Raw genomic sequence first — 15259 nt, forward strand, 5'->3', positions numbered from 1 at the left:
ACTAGGGAACCGACGCGTCGCCCGTGGTGCGTTCCATGGAGTCAGGGCCCGCGGACCAGGTGCGGCGGGCGTCGTCGTACACCGTGTACATGCGCTCGACGACGTGACGTACGTCGTGGTGGCGGCGGATGTGCGTCCGGGCCTCCTCGCCGAGGGCGCGGCCGGTCGCGGGATCGGTCAGCAGGCGTGACAGCGCGGCCGCGAGCGCGACCGGTTCCTCCAACGGCACGATGGCGAACGGCACATGACGGGGTGGGAGGAACTCCCGCGCTCCCGGCACGTCGGTGACGACGACGGGGCGGGAGCAGGCCATGGCCTCCAAGGGGGCGAGTGCCATACCCGCCTCCCAACGAGAGGCCAGAACCACGAGATCGGCCGCGATGTACCAGTCGTGAGGGTCGACGACGGCTCCGGCGAAGCAGACACCCGGGGACGCCCGCGCCGCCAGGACCGCACGGTCCGGCCCGGCGCCGACCAGGACCAGCCGCGCCCGAGGGATCAGGTCCTCGATCCGGTCCCAGGCGTCGAGCAGCACGTCCTGCCCCTTCTGACGGCAAAGACGCGCCACGCACACGGCCAGCGGCCCACCGAAGGACACGCCCAGCCGGTGCCGCGCGGCCGCATGCGACGAGGCGTCCGAGGGGTGGCACCAGTCGAGGTCCACCCCATTGCGTACGACGGCGTAGCGGCAGCGGATGCCGGTGGCCAGCCCGTGGGCACGCTCACCCTCGCTGACGCACACCACCCGGTGCGCCCATCGCGCCCCTGCCCGCTCCCACTGCACGACGGCGGTCCGCAGGGCGGCGGTCGCGGCGTCGAACGACCAGGCGTGCGGCTGGTAGACGGTGGGCAGCCGCCCGCGTATCGCCAGCCGGCCGGCGAGTCCCGCCTTCGCACTGTGCAGGTGCACCACGTCCGGACGCACCCCGTCCACGATGCGCCGTACCGCGGCCACCTCGCGAGGCAGCGCAGGACCGGGAGAGCGTACGGCGTCCCACCGCATCACCTGGGCCCCGCGTTGCGCGGCCGTACACGACAGTGTGCCGTCGGCCGGGCACGCCACGACGACCCGGTCGCCGTGTGCGCACTGCCCGGCGGCCAGGTCCGTGACCACCCGGGCGACGCCCGCGTCGCTCGGCTGCGCGATGTGCAGGACGGTCCGCGTCATGGCGCCGCCCCGCCCGAAGCGACCCTGGTGCGCAGCGGTTTGGTGAGCCGCCGTGCCACGGTGCCGCTGAAGCGCACCGCCTCGGCGACCGCGGGCACCGGGTCGTCCCGGCTCAGCCAGGCCCGTTCAAGGTTCCGCCGGGACAGTGCGGCCGGGACCCGGCGTTCGCGCCAGGTGTCCACCGTGACCGACACCGCGTCCAGGTTGCCCACGATGAAGCCCCGGCCGTGGATCTGCGCCCCGTCCGTGATGGCCTGACCCGTCAGGTCCAGGTACATCGCGCGCACCACGTCCAGTTTCCGTGCGGTGGTGAAGAGGCGGAACTGCTGTCCGAACCGCGGGTTGAAGTCCACCAGTTTGTAGCGGCCGTCGCGCCGGTCGAACCGCCAGTCGAGGTCGGCGATCCCGCAGTAGCCGATCGCCCGGCACAGCTCGGCGGCCAGCGTCGCGAGGACGGTGTTGGGCCGGGCCCGTGCCCGGGTGGTGAGGCCTGACCCGGGTGGCCACGAGCGGAGCTTGTGCCCCGTGAAGACGAGCCGGGGCCTGCCTCCCGCACCGCAGTAGAGATGGGTGAACCATTCCTCGGCAACTTCGAGCGGGATGTACTCCTGCACGATGACGGAGGGAGACTCGGCCGCCCCGCACCGGGCGAGCAGCTCGGCCTCGTCGTGGACGACCGTGGTGTGCCCCATGGCGGAGTCGTTCAGCTTGGTGAACGGCTCCCTGTCCTTGAGCACCACGGGGAAACCCCACTCACGGCTCACCGCCGCCAACTCGGCCCGGTCGACCGGCGATCGGGTCCGGGGAGTGGGCACCCCGTACTCCTGGCAGACCCGGTGCAGCCCCTCCTTGCTGGCGAGCGTGCGGGGCAGCGCGGGCGGCACGGGGGGCAGGACGAACCATTCGGCCAGGCGGTCGGCGTTCTCCGCCAGCAGTACCGCCGCCTCGTCCCCCTCCGCCACGGCAACGGTGGGGCGCCCGATCTCCCGGCCGATCCGCACAAGGGCCGACACCAGTTCCGACGGGTCCTCGCGGCCGGTCGTCGGGCGGACGAAGCGGCCGGCGAGATGGCGGGAGAGTGCGGCCGGAGTGAGGGGGTCCTCGACCATGGCGTACGCCGGGACCCCCATGCGTCCCAGGGTGCGCACCACCCCGAGCCCGCCGTGGAGTTGGGGGAAGCGTCCCAGCTTGACGAGCAGTGCCGGTGTCCGGTCGCTCATGAGGTCACCTCAGCATGCGCCGGTCCGGCGCACGACCGCGGACGGCGTCCGCAGCAGGATGGACAGGTCCAGGGCGGGCGACCAGTTCTCGACGTAGCTCACGTCGAGCCGGTCCCGCTCCTGGGTCGGCAGGCAGGAGCGGCCGCTGACCTGCCACAGTCCGCTCATGCCCGGCTTCACCAGCAGTCGGTGACTCGCGTCCTCGCTCAGTGCGGCGACCTCGTCCTTCACCAGCGGCCGTGGACCGACGAGGGACATGTGGCCGGCCACCACGTTGAACAGCTGCGGCAGTTCGTCCAGTGAGGACGAGCGCAGGAACGACCCCGCCCGGGTCACGCGCGGATCGTCGGCGATCTTGAAGAACCGGTTGCTGCCGTAGCGGTTGAGGTGGGCGAGTTCGGCCTTGTGCCGGTCCGCGCCGCGGTGCATCGTCCGGAACTTCAGCAGAGTGAACTCCCGGCTGCCGCGCCCGATCCTGCGCTCCCGGTAGAACGCGGGGCCGGGACTGTCGAGTCGTACCCATGCGGCGACAGCCGCCATCAGCGGAGCCAGCAGCAGGATGCCCAGCAGCGCCAGCAGACGGTCGGTCAGCTCCTTGGGGATGCGGGGCGGTGCGGAGAGCCGGGGGGCGCGCAGGTGCAGCAGGGGCACCCCCGCGACCGGACGCACGGCCAGCCTCCCGGCCGCGACGTCGGCGAGGACCGGTGCGAGCATCAGGTCGACGCCCGCCGCCCGCAGTTCCCAGGACAGCCGGCGCAGTGTGTCGGGGCCCAACTCGGGGCCGGGCAGCGCGACGACCGCGTCGCAGCCGCTCCGCCGAACCGCCTTGAGCACGTCCACGGCACCACCGTCGCGGGCGGCCGGCGTCGTGCGGCAGACGCCGACGACCTGCGGTCCGACACCGTGCCCCCGGCGCAGCGCCGCGATCAACTCGGCGGCGGAGGCGGCGGGTCCGAGCACGAGCACCCGGCCGTCGTTCCGGCCCTCACGGGTGCGCCTCCTCGTCAACCAGCGCAGCCCGAGCGTCATCGCGGCGGCGAGCGGCACCGCGATCATCGCGTCGTGCAGCATCTCGTCGCGCGGTACGAACCACCAGACGGCGCCGGCCGCGGCGGCGGCGAGACAGGCCGCCCGAGCGACCCGGCGAAAGCACTCCGCGTCGGCATCGGGCCCGTACGCCCGCTGCGACGCCTGCAGGAGGAGCCACGCGGGGACGAGCACGGCCGGGACGAGCCAGCGGTGGAGGAGCAGCTGGACCCCGCCCGCGGCGAGGACCGCGGCCACCGCGTCCGTCGCGAGCAGGACCGGCACGGAGGAACCGCCGCGACGGCGCCCGTGCGCGCCCCCGGTCCTCGCCGGTCCGGTGCTGATCGTTTCCTTGAGGACGGCCACGGCTCGCTACCTCACCTCTTGGCCGGTCTTGGCAGACAACCTCTTGATTGCCCGAATGTGTATGTTTACGATGTATATATACATACGCCGGACATGGGGCAGTAGTCAAGAAGTCGCTGATGGGAAGGGCGCCCAGACCATGAAGCCGTCAGGAGACGCCGCAGTCGCCGTGGTGGGAGCCGGTCCCTACGGGCTCTCCGTCGCCGCCCACCTCCAGGCCCGCAAGGTGCCGTACCGGATCTTCGGGGAGCCGATGGAGGGCTGGCGCTCGCACATGCCGCGGGAGATGTACCTCAAGTCGTCCCCGTTCGCCTCGTCGATCTCCGCCCCCGCTCCCGGGCACGGCCTCGGCGAGTTCCGCGCTCAGGAGGGGCGCCATCCGGGCCGCGAGCGGGAACCGGTGCCGCTGTCCGAGTTCGTGCGCTACGGACTCTGGTTCCAGCACACCTGCGTCCCCGAGCTGGAACGGACCGCGGTGCGCCGCGTCGACCGCCCCCACCGCGACCGGTTCCTGCTCACGCTGGACGACGGGGAGGAGTTCGCCGCCCGTGCCGTCGTCGTCGCCACCGGCGTCACCCCCTACGCGTACGTACCGCACGAGTTGACCGGGCTGCGGGAGCACGGCCTCGTCTCCCACACGGCCGACCACACGGACCTGTCGGCGTTCGCGGGCCGGCGCGTCGTGGTGCTCGGCGGCGGCCAGTCGGCCCTGGAGACCTCCGCTCTGCTGTACGAGGCCGGAGCGCAGCCCACCGTCATCGCCCGCACCCGTCCGTCCTTCGGCCCGCCTCCCGAGGCCGACACGGCCCGGGACCGTCCGCTCCACGCCCGGCTGCTGTGGCCGGAGGCCGCGATGGGCACCGGATGGCCACTGGTGCTCTGCAGCCGCGGGCCCGCGGCCATCCGCCACCTGCCGGCCCGCATCCGTGCCCACGTCCTGCGTACGGTCCTCGGACCGTCCGGCGCGTGGTGGCTGCGGGAGCGCGTGCAGGGCCGTGTCCCGGTGCTCTCCGACCGCAGCCTCCGCTCGGCGGCGCGCGCGAACGGCGGGGTGCGGCTGGAGGTGCAGAACCCCGGCGGGGACCTGGAGAGCCTGTACGCCGACCATGTCATCGCGGGGACCGGATACCTGGTCGACACCGACAGGGTGGAACTGCTGAGCCCCCAGCTGCGCCGGTCGGTGCGCAAGCGGGTCGCCGAGCCGCCTCGGCTGGCCGGTGCGCCGGAGCTGTCGGCCGACTTCCAGGCATCGGTGCCGGGTCTGTACTTCGCGGGGCTGGCCGCTGCCGCCACGTTCGGGCCACTGCTGCGATTCGTGTGCGGCACGGGTTTCACGGCCCGTCGGATCAGCGCTTCCCTGGCTGCCGTCGACGCGTCCTGGGGTCCTGGCGTCCCGGCGTCCTAGGAAGCGCCGGCCGTGGCGCGGAAGTCCCGGAAGAGCAGCTCGGTGTTGTCCGCCCTCAGTCCCACGCCGCCCGGCCGGCGCAGCGGGCCGGGGGTGCGGTCCTCGACCGTGAGGACCGTCTTCCCGTCGATGCCCAGTCGCAGCCGCACCGCGCCCGAGGGCTGGTTGACGGCGCTCGCCTCCACCTCGTGCCAGGTGCCGTAGGAGAGGGCGTGCCTGCCCTCGGCCAGGGTCGAATAGCCCTCGTTGTCCTCGTCCTGGGGGCGGCCGACGCCCGCGATCTTGCGTTTGATCACCACCGCGCCGTCGCGGCGGCGGAAGCTGAGCGCGTACAGCTCCCGCGGGCTGCGGTAGCGCAGCCAGACATGCCCGCCGTCCCAGTCCCGGGCCGGAGTACGCGGCGTGGTGACGGGCCGGTCCAGCCGGACCCGTACACGCACCGTCACCGGCCCGAAGTCACGTCGGCGGGTGACCAGCCGGAAGACGGCCGAGTCGGTGTGGCGGGCGGAGTCGGGGCCGGTGTCGTCGGCGTCGGGCACGCCCGTCCAGCCCGCGCCGTCCTTGGCGAAGAGGGAGCCGCTGGTGGTGATCCAGTCGCGGGAGAGCTTCGAGCGCGGTTCTCCCGGGTGGAGGAAGGCGAACTCGTTGGTGACGAGGCCGCTTTGGGCGAAGCGCGGCGCGAACGGGGCGGTCGTCGGCCCGATCGAGGCCACGGCCTTCGGCGATTCCCCCTCGGCCGCGTTCACGAACAGGGCCGTCCCGGTCCCGACGACCGTCGCGGTGACCAGCAGCAGGCCCCAGACGCGGGTGCGCCGGGAGAACCTCCGGCCCTTGGGCCGGTGGCTCGTCCGGCGCTTCGGCTCCCGCTCGTCGCTCATCACTCCGCCACGGGTACGACCTTGAGATGGGTCAGGGGCGGCCAGGAACTCCGGGTGGTGTCGCGGTACGCGGCGTAGGCCACGCCTCCGGTCTCTCCCGCCGCGGGCAGCGTCATCCGGACCGTGCCGTCCACACGGATCACCGTGGACCGGGCGGTCGCCGTGACCGACACGTCGTGCGAGTCGGCCGCCCGCAGGGGACGCGTGCCGACCAGGCGCCGACTGTCGGCGTTCCCGGCGAGCACCTCCAGTCGGCTGTGGGAGACCTGCGCGCAGATCCCCCGCCAACTGCCCACTCTGACCTGAATTGCACCTTTCACTCGCGGATCGTGCAACTTGGAGATGGTGCCGCTCACCGTGTAACCGGTCCACTCCCGCGTACGTGCGGGCTCGTACGCCCCGTAGCCGGACAGGGCGACACGGCCCACCGGCGTGATCACACCGTCCTCGATCTCGAGCGGCGCCCGCACCCCGGACCTGCTCTCCCAGTACGCGGTGGGGGCCGACGGCGCCGAATCGGCCAAGGCCTGCCGGTTGCCGCTCGGCGCAGGGGTCTTCGGGGGCAGCGGGGAGACGTGCAGTGCGCCGAAGGCGGGTGGCGGGGCTCCCGGCCGGTTGCTGCCGACCCGGATGCCGAGGCCCCCGGTGAGCTGGGTGGCGGGGATGCCCTGGGCGACCCAGCCGAGTTCGGTGCTGCCGTCCACCAGGGCCGTGGTGGTGGCGCCCCGCACGGTGACGCTCAGCGTGTGCGAACGCCTCGGCGCAAGCTTGCGTACGACCGCCTTGCGTCCGCCGTGCTCCAGCGTGGCCGTGCCCTGGCTGACGCTGACCACCACCTCGTCCTTGCTGCGGTTGCGCACCGCCACGGACGCCTGGTTGGTGCCGTCCCCGAAGCCGGTGACGGTGGCGTCGACGCGGTAGTCGGTCCAGTCCACGCTCCCCAGGGCGCGATACTCCGCGGAGGCGTAGCGCTGGTCCTTGCCGGGGAAGGGCCGGTGCCCGGTGAAGTCGTCGACCCCGCGCCGGAGGGTGCCGTTGTCACGCGTCCACAGCGCGGGCCGGGTCAGGGGGTCGGTGGCGACGGGCGGTATCTGGGTCCACTGGGAGAGCTTGGAGAGCAGTTCGCCGGTGGTGGTCGAGCGCACCAACTCGAGCCGCTGGACGGTGCGGTCGGCCGCGGCACGGCGGCTGGCGGCGACGGGCGGCAGCAGCGGGTTGGGGGACTTGTTGGACATCGTGGCCGCGTAGTACCGGGTCAGCAGTTCCTGCAGCGTCAGCCCCGGTGGCAGATTGCCGCGCTCCGTGGCCTCGCTGAAGGGATAGGCGAACAGCCGGGGCCTCGGCAGACCGTGGCTTTCGAACTCGTGGAGGTTCTTCCTGACATCGGCGGTCACTCGCGCCCGGTACTCCGAGCGGTTCTCCAGGCGGTGCCGATCCGGCAGCCACAGGCGGTTGGAGAGAGCGGAGTCGCGGTGCCCGCCGGCGGTCGTCTGCGCACGATGGTGCAGGTCGTGGGTGTGGGCCTGGAAGTCCCAGCGGCCGGAGTGGGCCATCCGCCCGATCTCCCGCCAGGACAGGTAGTAGGGACGGTCGTCCACCCGGGAGGTGATCAGGAAGACGGTGCCGTGCAGGTGATGGCGGGCCAGGATGCGGTCGGCGTTGACCCACAGGCCGCGCGGCCCGTCGTCGAAGGTGATGAGGACCGACCTCGGCGGGGCCGGGCCGCCCTTGAGGTAGGTGACGAACTCCTCGGTGGTCATGCTCCGGTATCCCGCCTTCTCCAGCGCGGCCATCTGGGCGTCGAAGGCGGCGGGCGAGACCGCGTACCTGCTGGGGCTGCCGGTGTCGATGTCGTGGTAGGTCAGCACGACGGGGGCCGTGGCGGCAGGCAGGCTCCTGTCCATCCGCGCCGCTGCCGAGGCGGCGGTGGCGTTGACGCGGGGCGCCGGCGGATCGGCCTGCCTGCTCAGGTACTTCTGGTTCAGGTAGTACTGCGTGGCCGCGTAGAACGGCAGCAGGAGCACGGCCAGGGCGAGCGCGATCAGCCCGGTGCGGAGCCACCAGTGGGTGAGCAGGCGGGCGCCTCGCCGCGCCCGGCCCCTCAGGCCGTCGAGCAGAGGTCCCAGCCTCGACAGGGCGCCGGCTGCGGTCACGGCAGGATGCCCCCTCGGGTGAGCACCATCGCGTACAGGAAGGCGACCACGGCGAACGACAGCAACAGCCCTAGCGCGCGCCCGAGTCTGCGCACGTCGAACTCGCGCGGCCTGTTCATCAGGTGGCACTCCTCGACCAGACACCCCGCCGGATGGTGGCGAGGGAGTACGGCAGCATCCAGGCCAGCAGCAGGGTGGAGAGCAGGCCCATCGCCGGCCGGTAGATCCAGTGGTTGTCACCAGGGTTGTCGATCTTGAAGGCGAGGCCGTAGGCGCAGCCCTTGAGGATGATCCCGCACAGGTAGAGCAGGGTGAGGAAGGCCTCCCCGTGGGCCGGCGCCCAGATCATGTGCCGGAACGCCATGAACGGCGCGGCGCTCACCCACAGGACGTGGCCGTAGTAGAGGGTCGCCGGCCCCGGACCCATGTGCCACATGAACGTACCGGTGAAGCACAGATTGCGGATGAAGCTCTTCTTCCAGCGGATCTGCTGCTTCATCAGGGGCCTGAAACGGGGCGGGGCGTTGGTCCACACCTTGGCCGAATAGACGTAGCCGACCCGCCATCTGCGCTCCGGGTAGTCTCGCTCGGTGACGAACGGCGAGTCGGCGTACTGGTGCTTGAGCGCCTGGCCCTTCCACTTCTGCCCGAGGACGTAACCGGTGAGCTGGCGGTCGGTGGAGAAGCGGAAGGGGGCGCCCATGAAATGGTCGTTGGCCCAGGCGGGCAGGTAGTTGAAGATGGCCTCGCGCCGGAACACGGCCAGCGGCCCGGAGACGCAGGTGACGGTCCCGAAGGTGGCCTCGGTCGCCTTCACCACCCGGAACTGGCCCTCGAACCAGACGTCCTGGGCCTTCGTCCAGAAGCTGAAGTCCGCGTTGAGCGCGCGGGCGTGACCGCTGACCGCACCCAGCTCGCGGTGTGCGACGAGTGCCCGCACACAGCGGGCGAGGGCGTCCGGGGCCAGGAAGCAGTCGGAGTCGGTCATGGCGATGATGTCGCCGTCGGCGTCCTCGCAGGCGCGGACCAGGGCACCCTTCTTGCCGAGGTTCCTGTCCAGGCAGATGACCTTGATGTCGAGTTCCGTCTCCAGCCGGCGCAGCACGTCCTGGGTGCCGTCCTCGGACAGGTCGTCGACCACGACGACCTGGAGGTCCGGGTAGTCGCTGGTGGCCATGGAGCGCACACAGTTCTCGATGCACTCCACCTCGTCCTTGACCGCGAGCAGGAAGCTCACCTTCGGTGTGGTGGGCAGTGCGGGAAAACTGTCGCGGTCCTTGGGCCGCTTGCGCATGGGGCGTTCCGACGGATCGTCGTAGCGGGTGTAGGCGAGGTAGAACATCGTGATGGTGCCGAGCAGGACGGTGAAGCCGTAGCTCAGCAGCAGCGGATCGCGCGGCAGTGCGTACGCCCCGCGCGCCAGGATCAGCAGCAGCGGCAGCAGACAGATGAGGACCAGCACGCGGCGTGCGTCGTAGCGGATGTCCGGGTCCATCCGGTCCAGCAGACGGCGCACCACCCCTGGCCGCTGCGGCCGCGCCGAGCGAAGGGGTGGCAGTGGCGGCGGTGCCGGCTTCTGTTTCGGCTTCGGCTGGGTGAGCACACCCCGGCCCGGCCCGGAGTGCTCCGGCAGCGGACCACGGGGCTGCCCCGCGGACGCCCCCGGCCGGGGCGGGGCCGAGGCGGCACCCGCACCGGGGTGCCTGCGGCCGGTGTACGCGGCGCTCACAGGACCGCCTTGGCCTTGAGCGGGCCGAGTCGGTAGGTGGCGTCCAGCACGGACGGCTGATCGGCGAGCCATTCCAGCTCGGTGCCCGGGTGCACCGTGTGCACCACGACCAGGTCCCACGGCTCCGCCTCCGGTTCGGCGACGCCGTCGAGCGTCAGGGGGCCGAGCGTGAGCGTGGGGATCAGCGGGTCCGTGAAGTGCACCTTGGCGCCCTCCGCGGCCAGTTCCGCCAGGATCTCCAGGGCAGGCGACTCGCGCAGGTCCGCGACGCCCGACTTGTAGGAGACGCCCACCAGCAGGATCCGGGCGCCCGAGGTGCTGGTGCCCCGGTCGGCGAGGATGTCGCGCACGCGCCGCACCACCTGCCGGGGCCGGGCCGCGATCGCGGACATCGCCGTCTCGACGAGCGGGGAGGCGACGCGCATGGCACGCAACTGCCAGAGCAGATAGTGCGGATCGCAGGGGATGCAGTGGCCGCCCACGCCGGGCCCGGGATAGTGCGCCACGAAACCGTAGGGCTTGGTCGCCGCCGCCTCGATGATCGGTCGTGGCTGCAGGCCGAGGGCCCGGCAGTCCTCGGCGAACTCGTTGGCCAGCGCGAGGTTGACGGCCCGGAAGGTGTTCTCCCACAGCTTGGTCATCTCGGCTTCCTCGGCCGAGGAGAGCACGTGCACGGCGGGTGCGGTCCGGCGCAGAACGGCCGCGGCCAGGCTGGTGCTCAACTCGCCCATGCCGCCGACCACGCGCGGGGTGCGGTCGTGCGGGTGCTCCGCACGGCCCGGGTCGATGCGCTCCGGCGAGAAGGCCACGAACACGTCGCCGCCGACCTGGAACCCGCGCTCCGTCAGCGGCTGCGCCAGCAGATCGCGGGTGGCGCCCACATACGTGGTCGAGGTGAGGATCAGCAGCTGACCGGGCACGGCGTGCTCGACCACCGAGGTGCACGCCGCGGCGAGGGCGCGAAGGTCGGGCACGAGGTGGCGGTCGATCGGCGTCGGCACACAGATCACGACGGTGCGGGCCCGGGCTATCGCGGCGTGCTCGGACGTGATGGTGAACCGCGGGTCGTCCGCATGGGCCGCGAGGCGCTCGTGGTCGGTGGGCAGCAGATCCACCTCGCCGCGGCGGATGGCGTCCAGCCGGCCCTCGCTGACGTCGACCCCGACGACCTCGTTGCCCGCGGCGAGCAGGGCGAGGCTGGTGGGCAGACCGACGTATCCGAGGCCGACGACGGCGACGGCTGCCGAGGCGTGGTCGAACTGCGCGGACTCGTCCTCGGGCCCGGGGGCGAGATCAAGGACCGCCGTGATGGGAGAGGCGCTGTTCATGCCGATGCCTCCGGGTTGCAGACATGGTGGACGCTATATATTTACGACGTATACGTACATTTTGCCCCATGTGTGCACGGCGTCAAGTGGGCCGAGTTGACTGAAATGTTCTATGAGTTGAAGATGTACGTATACATCGTAAATACTCGACTGCGTCGTGAATGTGCGACTGGCGGCGATCATGAGTGCCCCCATCGAGGACTACGCCCTCATCAGCGACCTGGAGACCGCGGCCATGGTGGGCAGGGACGGTTCCGTCGACTGGCTGTGTCTGCCGCGGTTCGACTCGCCCGCCTGTCTGGCCGCGCTGCTGGGTACGGAGGGCAACGGCTTCTGGCGGGTGGCTCCCGTCGCCCACCGGCTCTGCGCGCGACGGGCGTACCGGCCGGACACGCTGGTCCTGGACACATGGTGGGAGACGGCGACCGGGACGGTGCGTGTCACCGACTTCATGCCCCGGCGGACCGGGTCACCGTGCCTGGTCCGGGTGGTCGAGGGCCTCTGCGGCGTCGTGTCCGTGCGCAGCGAGCTGCGGCTGCGCTTCCACCAGGGCCGGGTCGTGCCCTGGATCCGGGCCGTCGACCGGTGCACCGTGGCGGTCGCCGGCCCGGACGCCGTCTGGCTGGGCGCCGACGGGGCCGTACCGGCGGGCCGCGACGACGCCACGGTCCACGACTTCGCCGTCCCGGCCGGACGGCGGCTTGCGCTGACCCTGGTGTGGTCGCCCTCGCATCTGCCCGAACCGCCCGCGCCGCTGGGCGTCCCGGCCGAGACGTTGCTGAAGGAGACCGCCGACTTCTGGCGGAACTGGACCGCCCGGTGCCGCTACGAAGGCCCATGGCGGGACGCCGTGGTGCGGTCCCTGATCACGCTGAAGGCGCTCACCTACGCCCCCACGGGAGGCATCGTCGCCGCGCCGACGACCTCGCTGCCCGGACGCATCGGCGGGGAGCGCAACTGGGACCACCGCCACTGCTGGCTGCGCGATTCCGCGCTCACCCTGCCCTGTCTGCTGCGCAGCGGCTACCGGGAGGAGGCGACGGCCTGGCTGGACTGGCTGGTGCGGGCCATCGCCGGTACCCCCGCCGACCTGCAGACCGTGTACGGCGTCGGCGGGCAGCGGCTGCTGCCGGAGACCGAGGCGCCGTGGCTGCCCGGCTACGAGGACTCGCGCCCCGTCCGCTTCGGCAACCGTGCCGCGAACCAGTTCCAGCTGAACGTCTACGGCGAAGTCCTCGACACCTTCTGCCGGTCATTGCGGGCCGGGATCCCGATGCCGCCCCATGTGTGGAACCTGGTGGAGGCGATGATGGGCTTCCTGCAGCGGCACTGGCGGGAACCGGACCAGGGACTGTGGCAGGTGCGGGGCCCGCGGCGGCAGTTCGTGCACTCCAAGGTCATGGTCTGGGTGGCCGCCGACCGCGCCCTGCGGATGGGGCGGCTGTTGGGCCGCGACGGCTCCTTCGGCGCATGGCACGCCCTGCGTGACGAGGTGCACCGCCAGGTGTGCCGGGAGGGCTGGGACCCCGGCCGGTGTTCCTTCGTGCAGTCCTACGGCTCCTCGGCCCTGGACGCCTCGGTGCTGCTGATGCCGCGGCTCGGCTTTCTGCCGGCCCGGGACGAGCGGGTGCGTGGCACGCTCCGGGCCATGCGCCGGCTGCATCACGGCGGCTTCCTCCGGCGGTACGCGCCGGACGGCGACGGTGTGCACGGCCCGGAGGGCGCGTTCGTGGCGTGCTCCTTCTGGTATGCCGACGCCCTCGCCGCGACCGGCCGCCTCGCGCAGGCCCGCGAGGTCTTCGAACGTGTGCTCGCCGCCCGCAGCGACCTCGGTCTCCTCTCGGAGCAGTGGGACCCGGACGCGGGCCGCCAACTGGGCAACGCACCCACGGCGTTCAGTCACATCGCGCTGGTGGAGACGGCGTTCGCGCTGGGGGCTCCGGGTCGCGACCGCAGCACCCCGGGCGTCAGTTGTTCGAGTACGGGCGCCGTGCGGCCCCGGCGTACCCGTGCGGGTTCAGCTGCTGGAAACGCCAGGCGTCCCGGCAGATGTCCGCGAGGTTCCGGGTGGGGCGCCAGCCCCAGGCCCGGGTGACGGCGCTCGCGTCGGCGACCAGTGCGGCAGCGTCGCCGGGACGGCGGGGCCCGATCTCGAACGGAAGGGGCTTGCCGCTGGCCTCGGAGAAGACGGCGACCACGTCCAGGACCGAACTGCCCTGCCCCTGGCCGATGTTGAACACGCGCATGCCCGTCCCGTCGGCCAGCCGGTCGAGCGCGACGCGGTGCGCCTCGACGGTGTCCATGACGTGGATGTAGTCGCGGATGGCGGTGCCGTCGGGGGTCGGATAGTCCCCGCCGAAGATGTGCAGCCGCTCCCTGTCACCGACGGCGACCCGCGCCACGTACGGCATGAGCCGGTCGGGGACGCTGCGCGGGTCCTCGCCGAGCAGCCCGCTGGGGTGCGCGCCGGCCGGGTTGAAGTGCCGCAGGCACAGCACGGTGTACTCGGGGCGGTGACGGCAGACGTCGGCGAGGATCTGCTCGCAGATCCACTTCGAGGACGCGTAGGGCGTGGCCGGCCGGACCGGGGTGGCCTCGTCGAGCAGACCGGCGGCGGCGTCGCCGTAGACGGCACACGAGGAGGGGAACACGAGCCGGTGGACGCCGTGCTCGTGCATGGTCCGCAGCAGCGCGGTGGTGCCGCCCACGTTGGTGTCGTAGCACTCGACGGGCGAGGCGGCCGACGCGTGCGCGTATCTGCGTGCGGCGAAGTGCAGGACGGCGTCCACGGAGTGCCGGTCGAACACCGCCGACAGGGCGCGCCGGTCCCGGAGGTCCAGCTCGTAGACGGCGCCGACGAACCGGCCCGCGATCCGCTCCACCCGGGCGAACACCTCGGGTGTGCTGTTCGCGTAGTCGTCGACCGCGATCACCTCGTAGCCGTGGTCGAGGAGCTCGACACAGGCGTGGCTGCCGACGAAGCCCGCCCCGCCGGTGACAAGGATGGTGGACGCGGCCCAGCCGGCCCCCGGACGCGCACGTGCTCGCCGCTCCTTGTCCACGGTGCCTCACCGATGTGCGGAGGTGACGTCGTATGTTTACGACGTATATGTACGACTGTGCGCGCCTCGCTCCCCGGAGTCAAGCGGACCCTGGCGGCGGACCCCCAAGCGGATCCTTCACGGCCTGACGAGCAGCTGGAAGTCGAACGCGTACCGCGACGCGCGGTAGATGTGCGTCCCGTACTCGACCGGGCGGCCGGTGTCGTCGTACGCCGTGCGCTGCATCGTCAGCACGGCGGCGCCCTCCTCCTCGTCGAGGCGGGCCGCCTCCTCGGCGGTGGCGGAGCGGGCGCCGATGGTCTGGCGGGCACTGTGCAGGGTGATGCCCGCGGTGCGCATCATCCGGTAGAGGCCCGTCGACTCCAGGCGTTCGGTGTTGAGGTCGAGCAGTGTCGCGGGCAGGTGGTTGCACAGGAGGGCGACCGGCTGGCCGTGGGAGAGGCGCAGTCGTTCCAGGACGATGACCTCGCTGCCCTCCGCGATGCCGAGTGCGGCGGCGACGTCGGGGGGTGCAGGTCTGTGCTCGTTGCGCACCACCCGGGTGGTGGGGCCCTGGCCGGCCGCCTCCAGGTCGTCGTAGAGGCTGCTGAGCTCCAGCGGGCGCTTGACCTGGCTGTGCACCACCTGCGTGCCGACGCCGCGGCGGCGCACCAAAAGCCCCTTGTCGACCAGGGACTGGATGGCCTGGCGGACGGTCGGTCTGGACAGGCCGAGCCGGGTCGAGAGGTCGATCTCGTTGCCCAGGAGGTTTCCCGGGGCGAGGACCCCGTGCTCGATCGCCGCCTCCAGCTGCTGGGCGAGCTGGTAGTACAGCGGCACCGGACTGCCCCGGTCCAGGGCGAAGTCCAGCGAGTCGAGTGCTGCCGTCGTGGCACGTGGGCCGGCGCCGGTCCTCGCCATGGGATACCTCCCTCTGATGAGCTG

11 protein-coding genes and 1 pseudogene are annotated in these 15259 nt (G+C 72.1%); 2 read left to right on the forward strand and 10 right to left on the reverse strand.

What is annotated here, in order from left to right; all coding sequences use genetic code 11:
* Position 1: 1 nt before the first annotated feature.
* From OG870_RS39605 to OG870_RS39615, 3 genes are read right to left on the reverse strand one after another with little or no spacing between them, the layout of a single operon-like run.
* Positions 2–1168: a glycosyltransferase gene (locus OG870_RS39605; RefSeq protein WP_266529784.1), complete on the reverse strand. Its 1167-nt coding sequence runs from the start codon at positions 1166–1168 to the stop codon at positions 2–4.
* Entirely contained in the window at positions 1165–2388 is a 1224-nt protein-coding gene (locus OG870_RS39610; RefSeq protein ID WP_266591773.1) for a carboxylate--amine ligase, read from the reverse strand. Before OG870_RS39610 ends, OG870_RS39605 begins: the two co-directional genes overlap by 4 nt.
* Positions 2389–2397: 9 nt before the next feature.
* Positions 2398–3780 carry an exopolysaccharide biosynthesis polyprenyl glycosylphosphotransferase gene (locus OG870_RS39615; RefSeq protein ID WP_266591775.1) on the reverse strand — a complete coding sequence of 461 codons (1383 nt, stop codon included), beginning with the start codon at positions 3778–3780 and terminating at the stop codon, positions 2398–2400.
* A gap of 139 nt (positions 3781–3919) precedes the next feature.
* Between OG870_RS39615 and OG870_RS39620 the strand changes: the two genes are divergently transcribed.
* Positions 3920–5185: an NAD(P)-binding domain-containing protein gene (locus OG870_RS39620; RefSeq protein WP_266591777.1), complete on the forward strand. Its 1266-nt coding sequence runs from the start codon at positions 3920–3922 to the stop codon at positions 5183–5185.
* Here the strand turns inward: OG870_RS39620 and OG870_RS39625 are convergent.
* The 5 genes from OG870_RS39625 to OG870_RS39645 form a co-directional block, all read right to left on the reverse strand.
* Positions 5182–6063 (reverse strand): hypothetical protein, encoded by an 882-nt coding sequence (locus OG870_RS39625; RefSeq protein WP_266591779.1) that lies wholly within the window; start codon positions 6061–6063, stop codon positions 5182–5184. The genes OG870_RS39620 and OG870_RS39625 overlap by 4 nt on opposite strands.
* The gene (locus OG870_RS39630) at positions 6063–8216 is read right to left on the reverse strand and encodes a polysaccharide deacetylase family protein (protein WP_266591781.1); all 2154 of its coding nucleotides are present in this window, start codon (positions 8214–8216) and stop codon (positions 6063–6065) included. Before OG870_RS39630 ends, OG870_RS39625 begins: the two co-directional genes overlap by 1 nt.
* On the reverse strand, positions 8213–8335 hold the full coding sequence (locus OG870_RS39635; protein ID WP_266529799.1) for a hypothetical protein: 123 nt from the start codon (positions 8333–8335) through the stop codon (positions 8213–8215). The genes OG870_RS39630 and OG870_RS39635 overlap by 4 nt, the downstream gene beginning before the upstream one ends.
* Positions 8335–9819, reverse strand: a complete 1485-nt coding sequence (locus OG870_RS39640) for a glycosyltransferase family 2 protein (protein ID WP_405626975.1) — start codon at positions 9817–9819, stop codon at positions 8335–8337. The genes OG870_RS39635 and OG870_RS39640 overlap by 1 nt, the downstream gene beginning before the upstream one ends.
* 122 nt (positions 9820–9941) lie before the next feature.
* Entirely contained in the window at positions 9942–11273 is a 1332-nt protein-coding gene (locus tag OG870_RS39645; RefSeq protein WP_266529801.1) for a nucleotide sugar dehydrogenase, read from the reverse strand.
* 181 nt (positions 11274–11454) lie between these two features.
* On the opposite strand from OG870_RS39645, the gene OG870_RS39650 reads away from it, so the two are divergent.
* A complete protein-coding gene (locus OG870_RS39650) occupies positions 11455–13368 on the forward strand; it encodes a glycoside hydrolase family 15 protein (protein WP_266591783.1) in 1914 nt (637 codons plus the stop codon).
* Here OG870_RS39650 and galE read toward each other — a convergent pair.
* Positions 13259–14278: pseudogene (gene galE, locus OG870_RS39655) on the reverse strand (UDP-glucose 4-epimerase GalE); the annotation flags it as partial. The gene OG870_RS39650 and the pseudogene galE sit on opposite strands and share 110 nt — an antisense overlap.
* A 174-nt stretch (positions 14279–14452) precedes the next feature.
* Positions 14453–15235 (reverse strand): GntR family transcriptional regulator, encoded by a 783-nt coding sequence (locus tag OG870_RS39660; RefSeq protein WP_266842740.1) that lies wholly within the window; start codon positions 15233–15235, stop codon positions 14453–14455.
* Positions 15236–15259 lie beyond the last annotated feature (24 nt).

It is taken from the genome of Streptomyces sp. NBC_00461 (genome assembly GCF_036013935.1).
GTDB lineage: Bacteria > Actinomycetota > Actinomycetes > Streptomycetales > Streptomycetaceae > Streptomyces.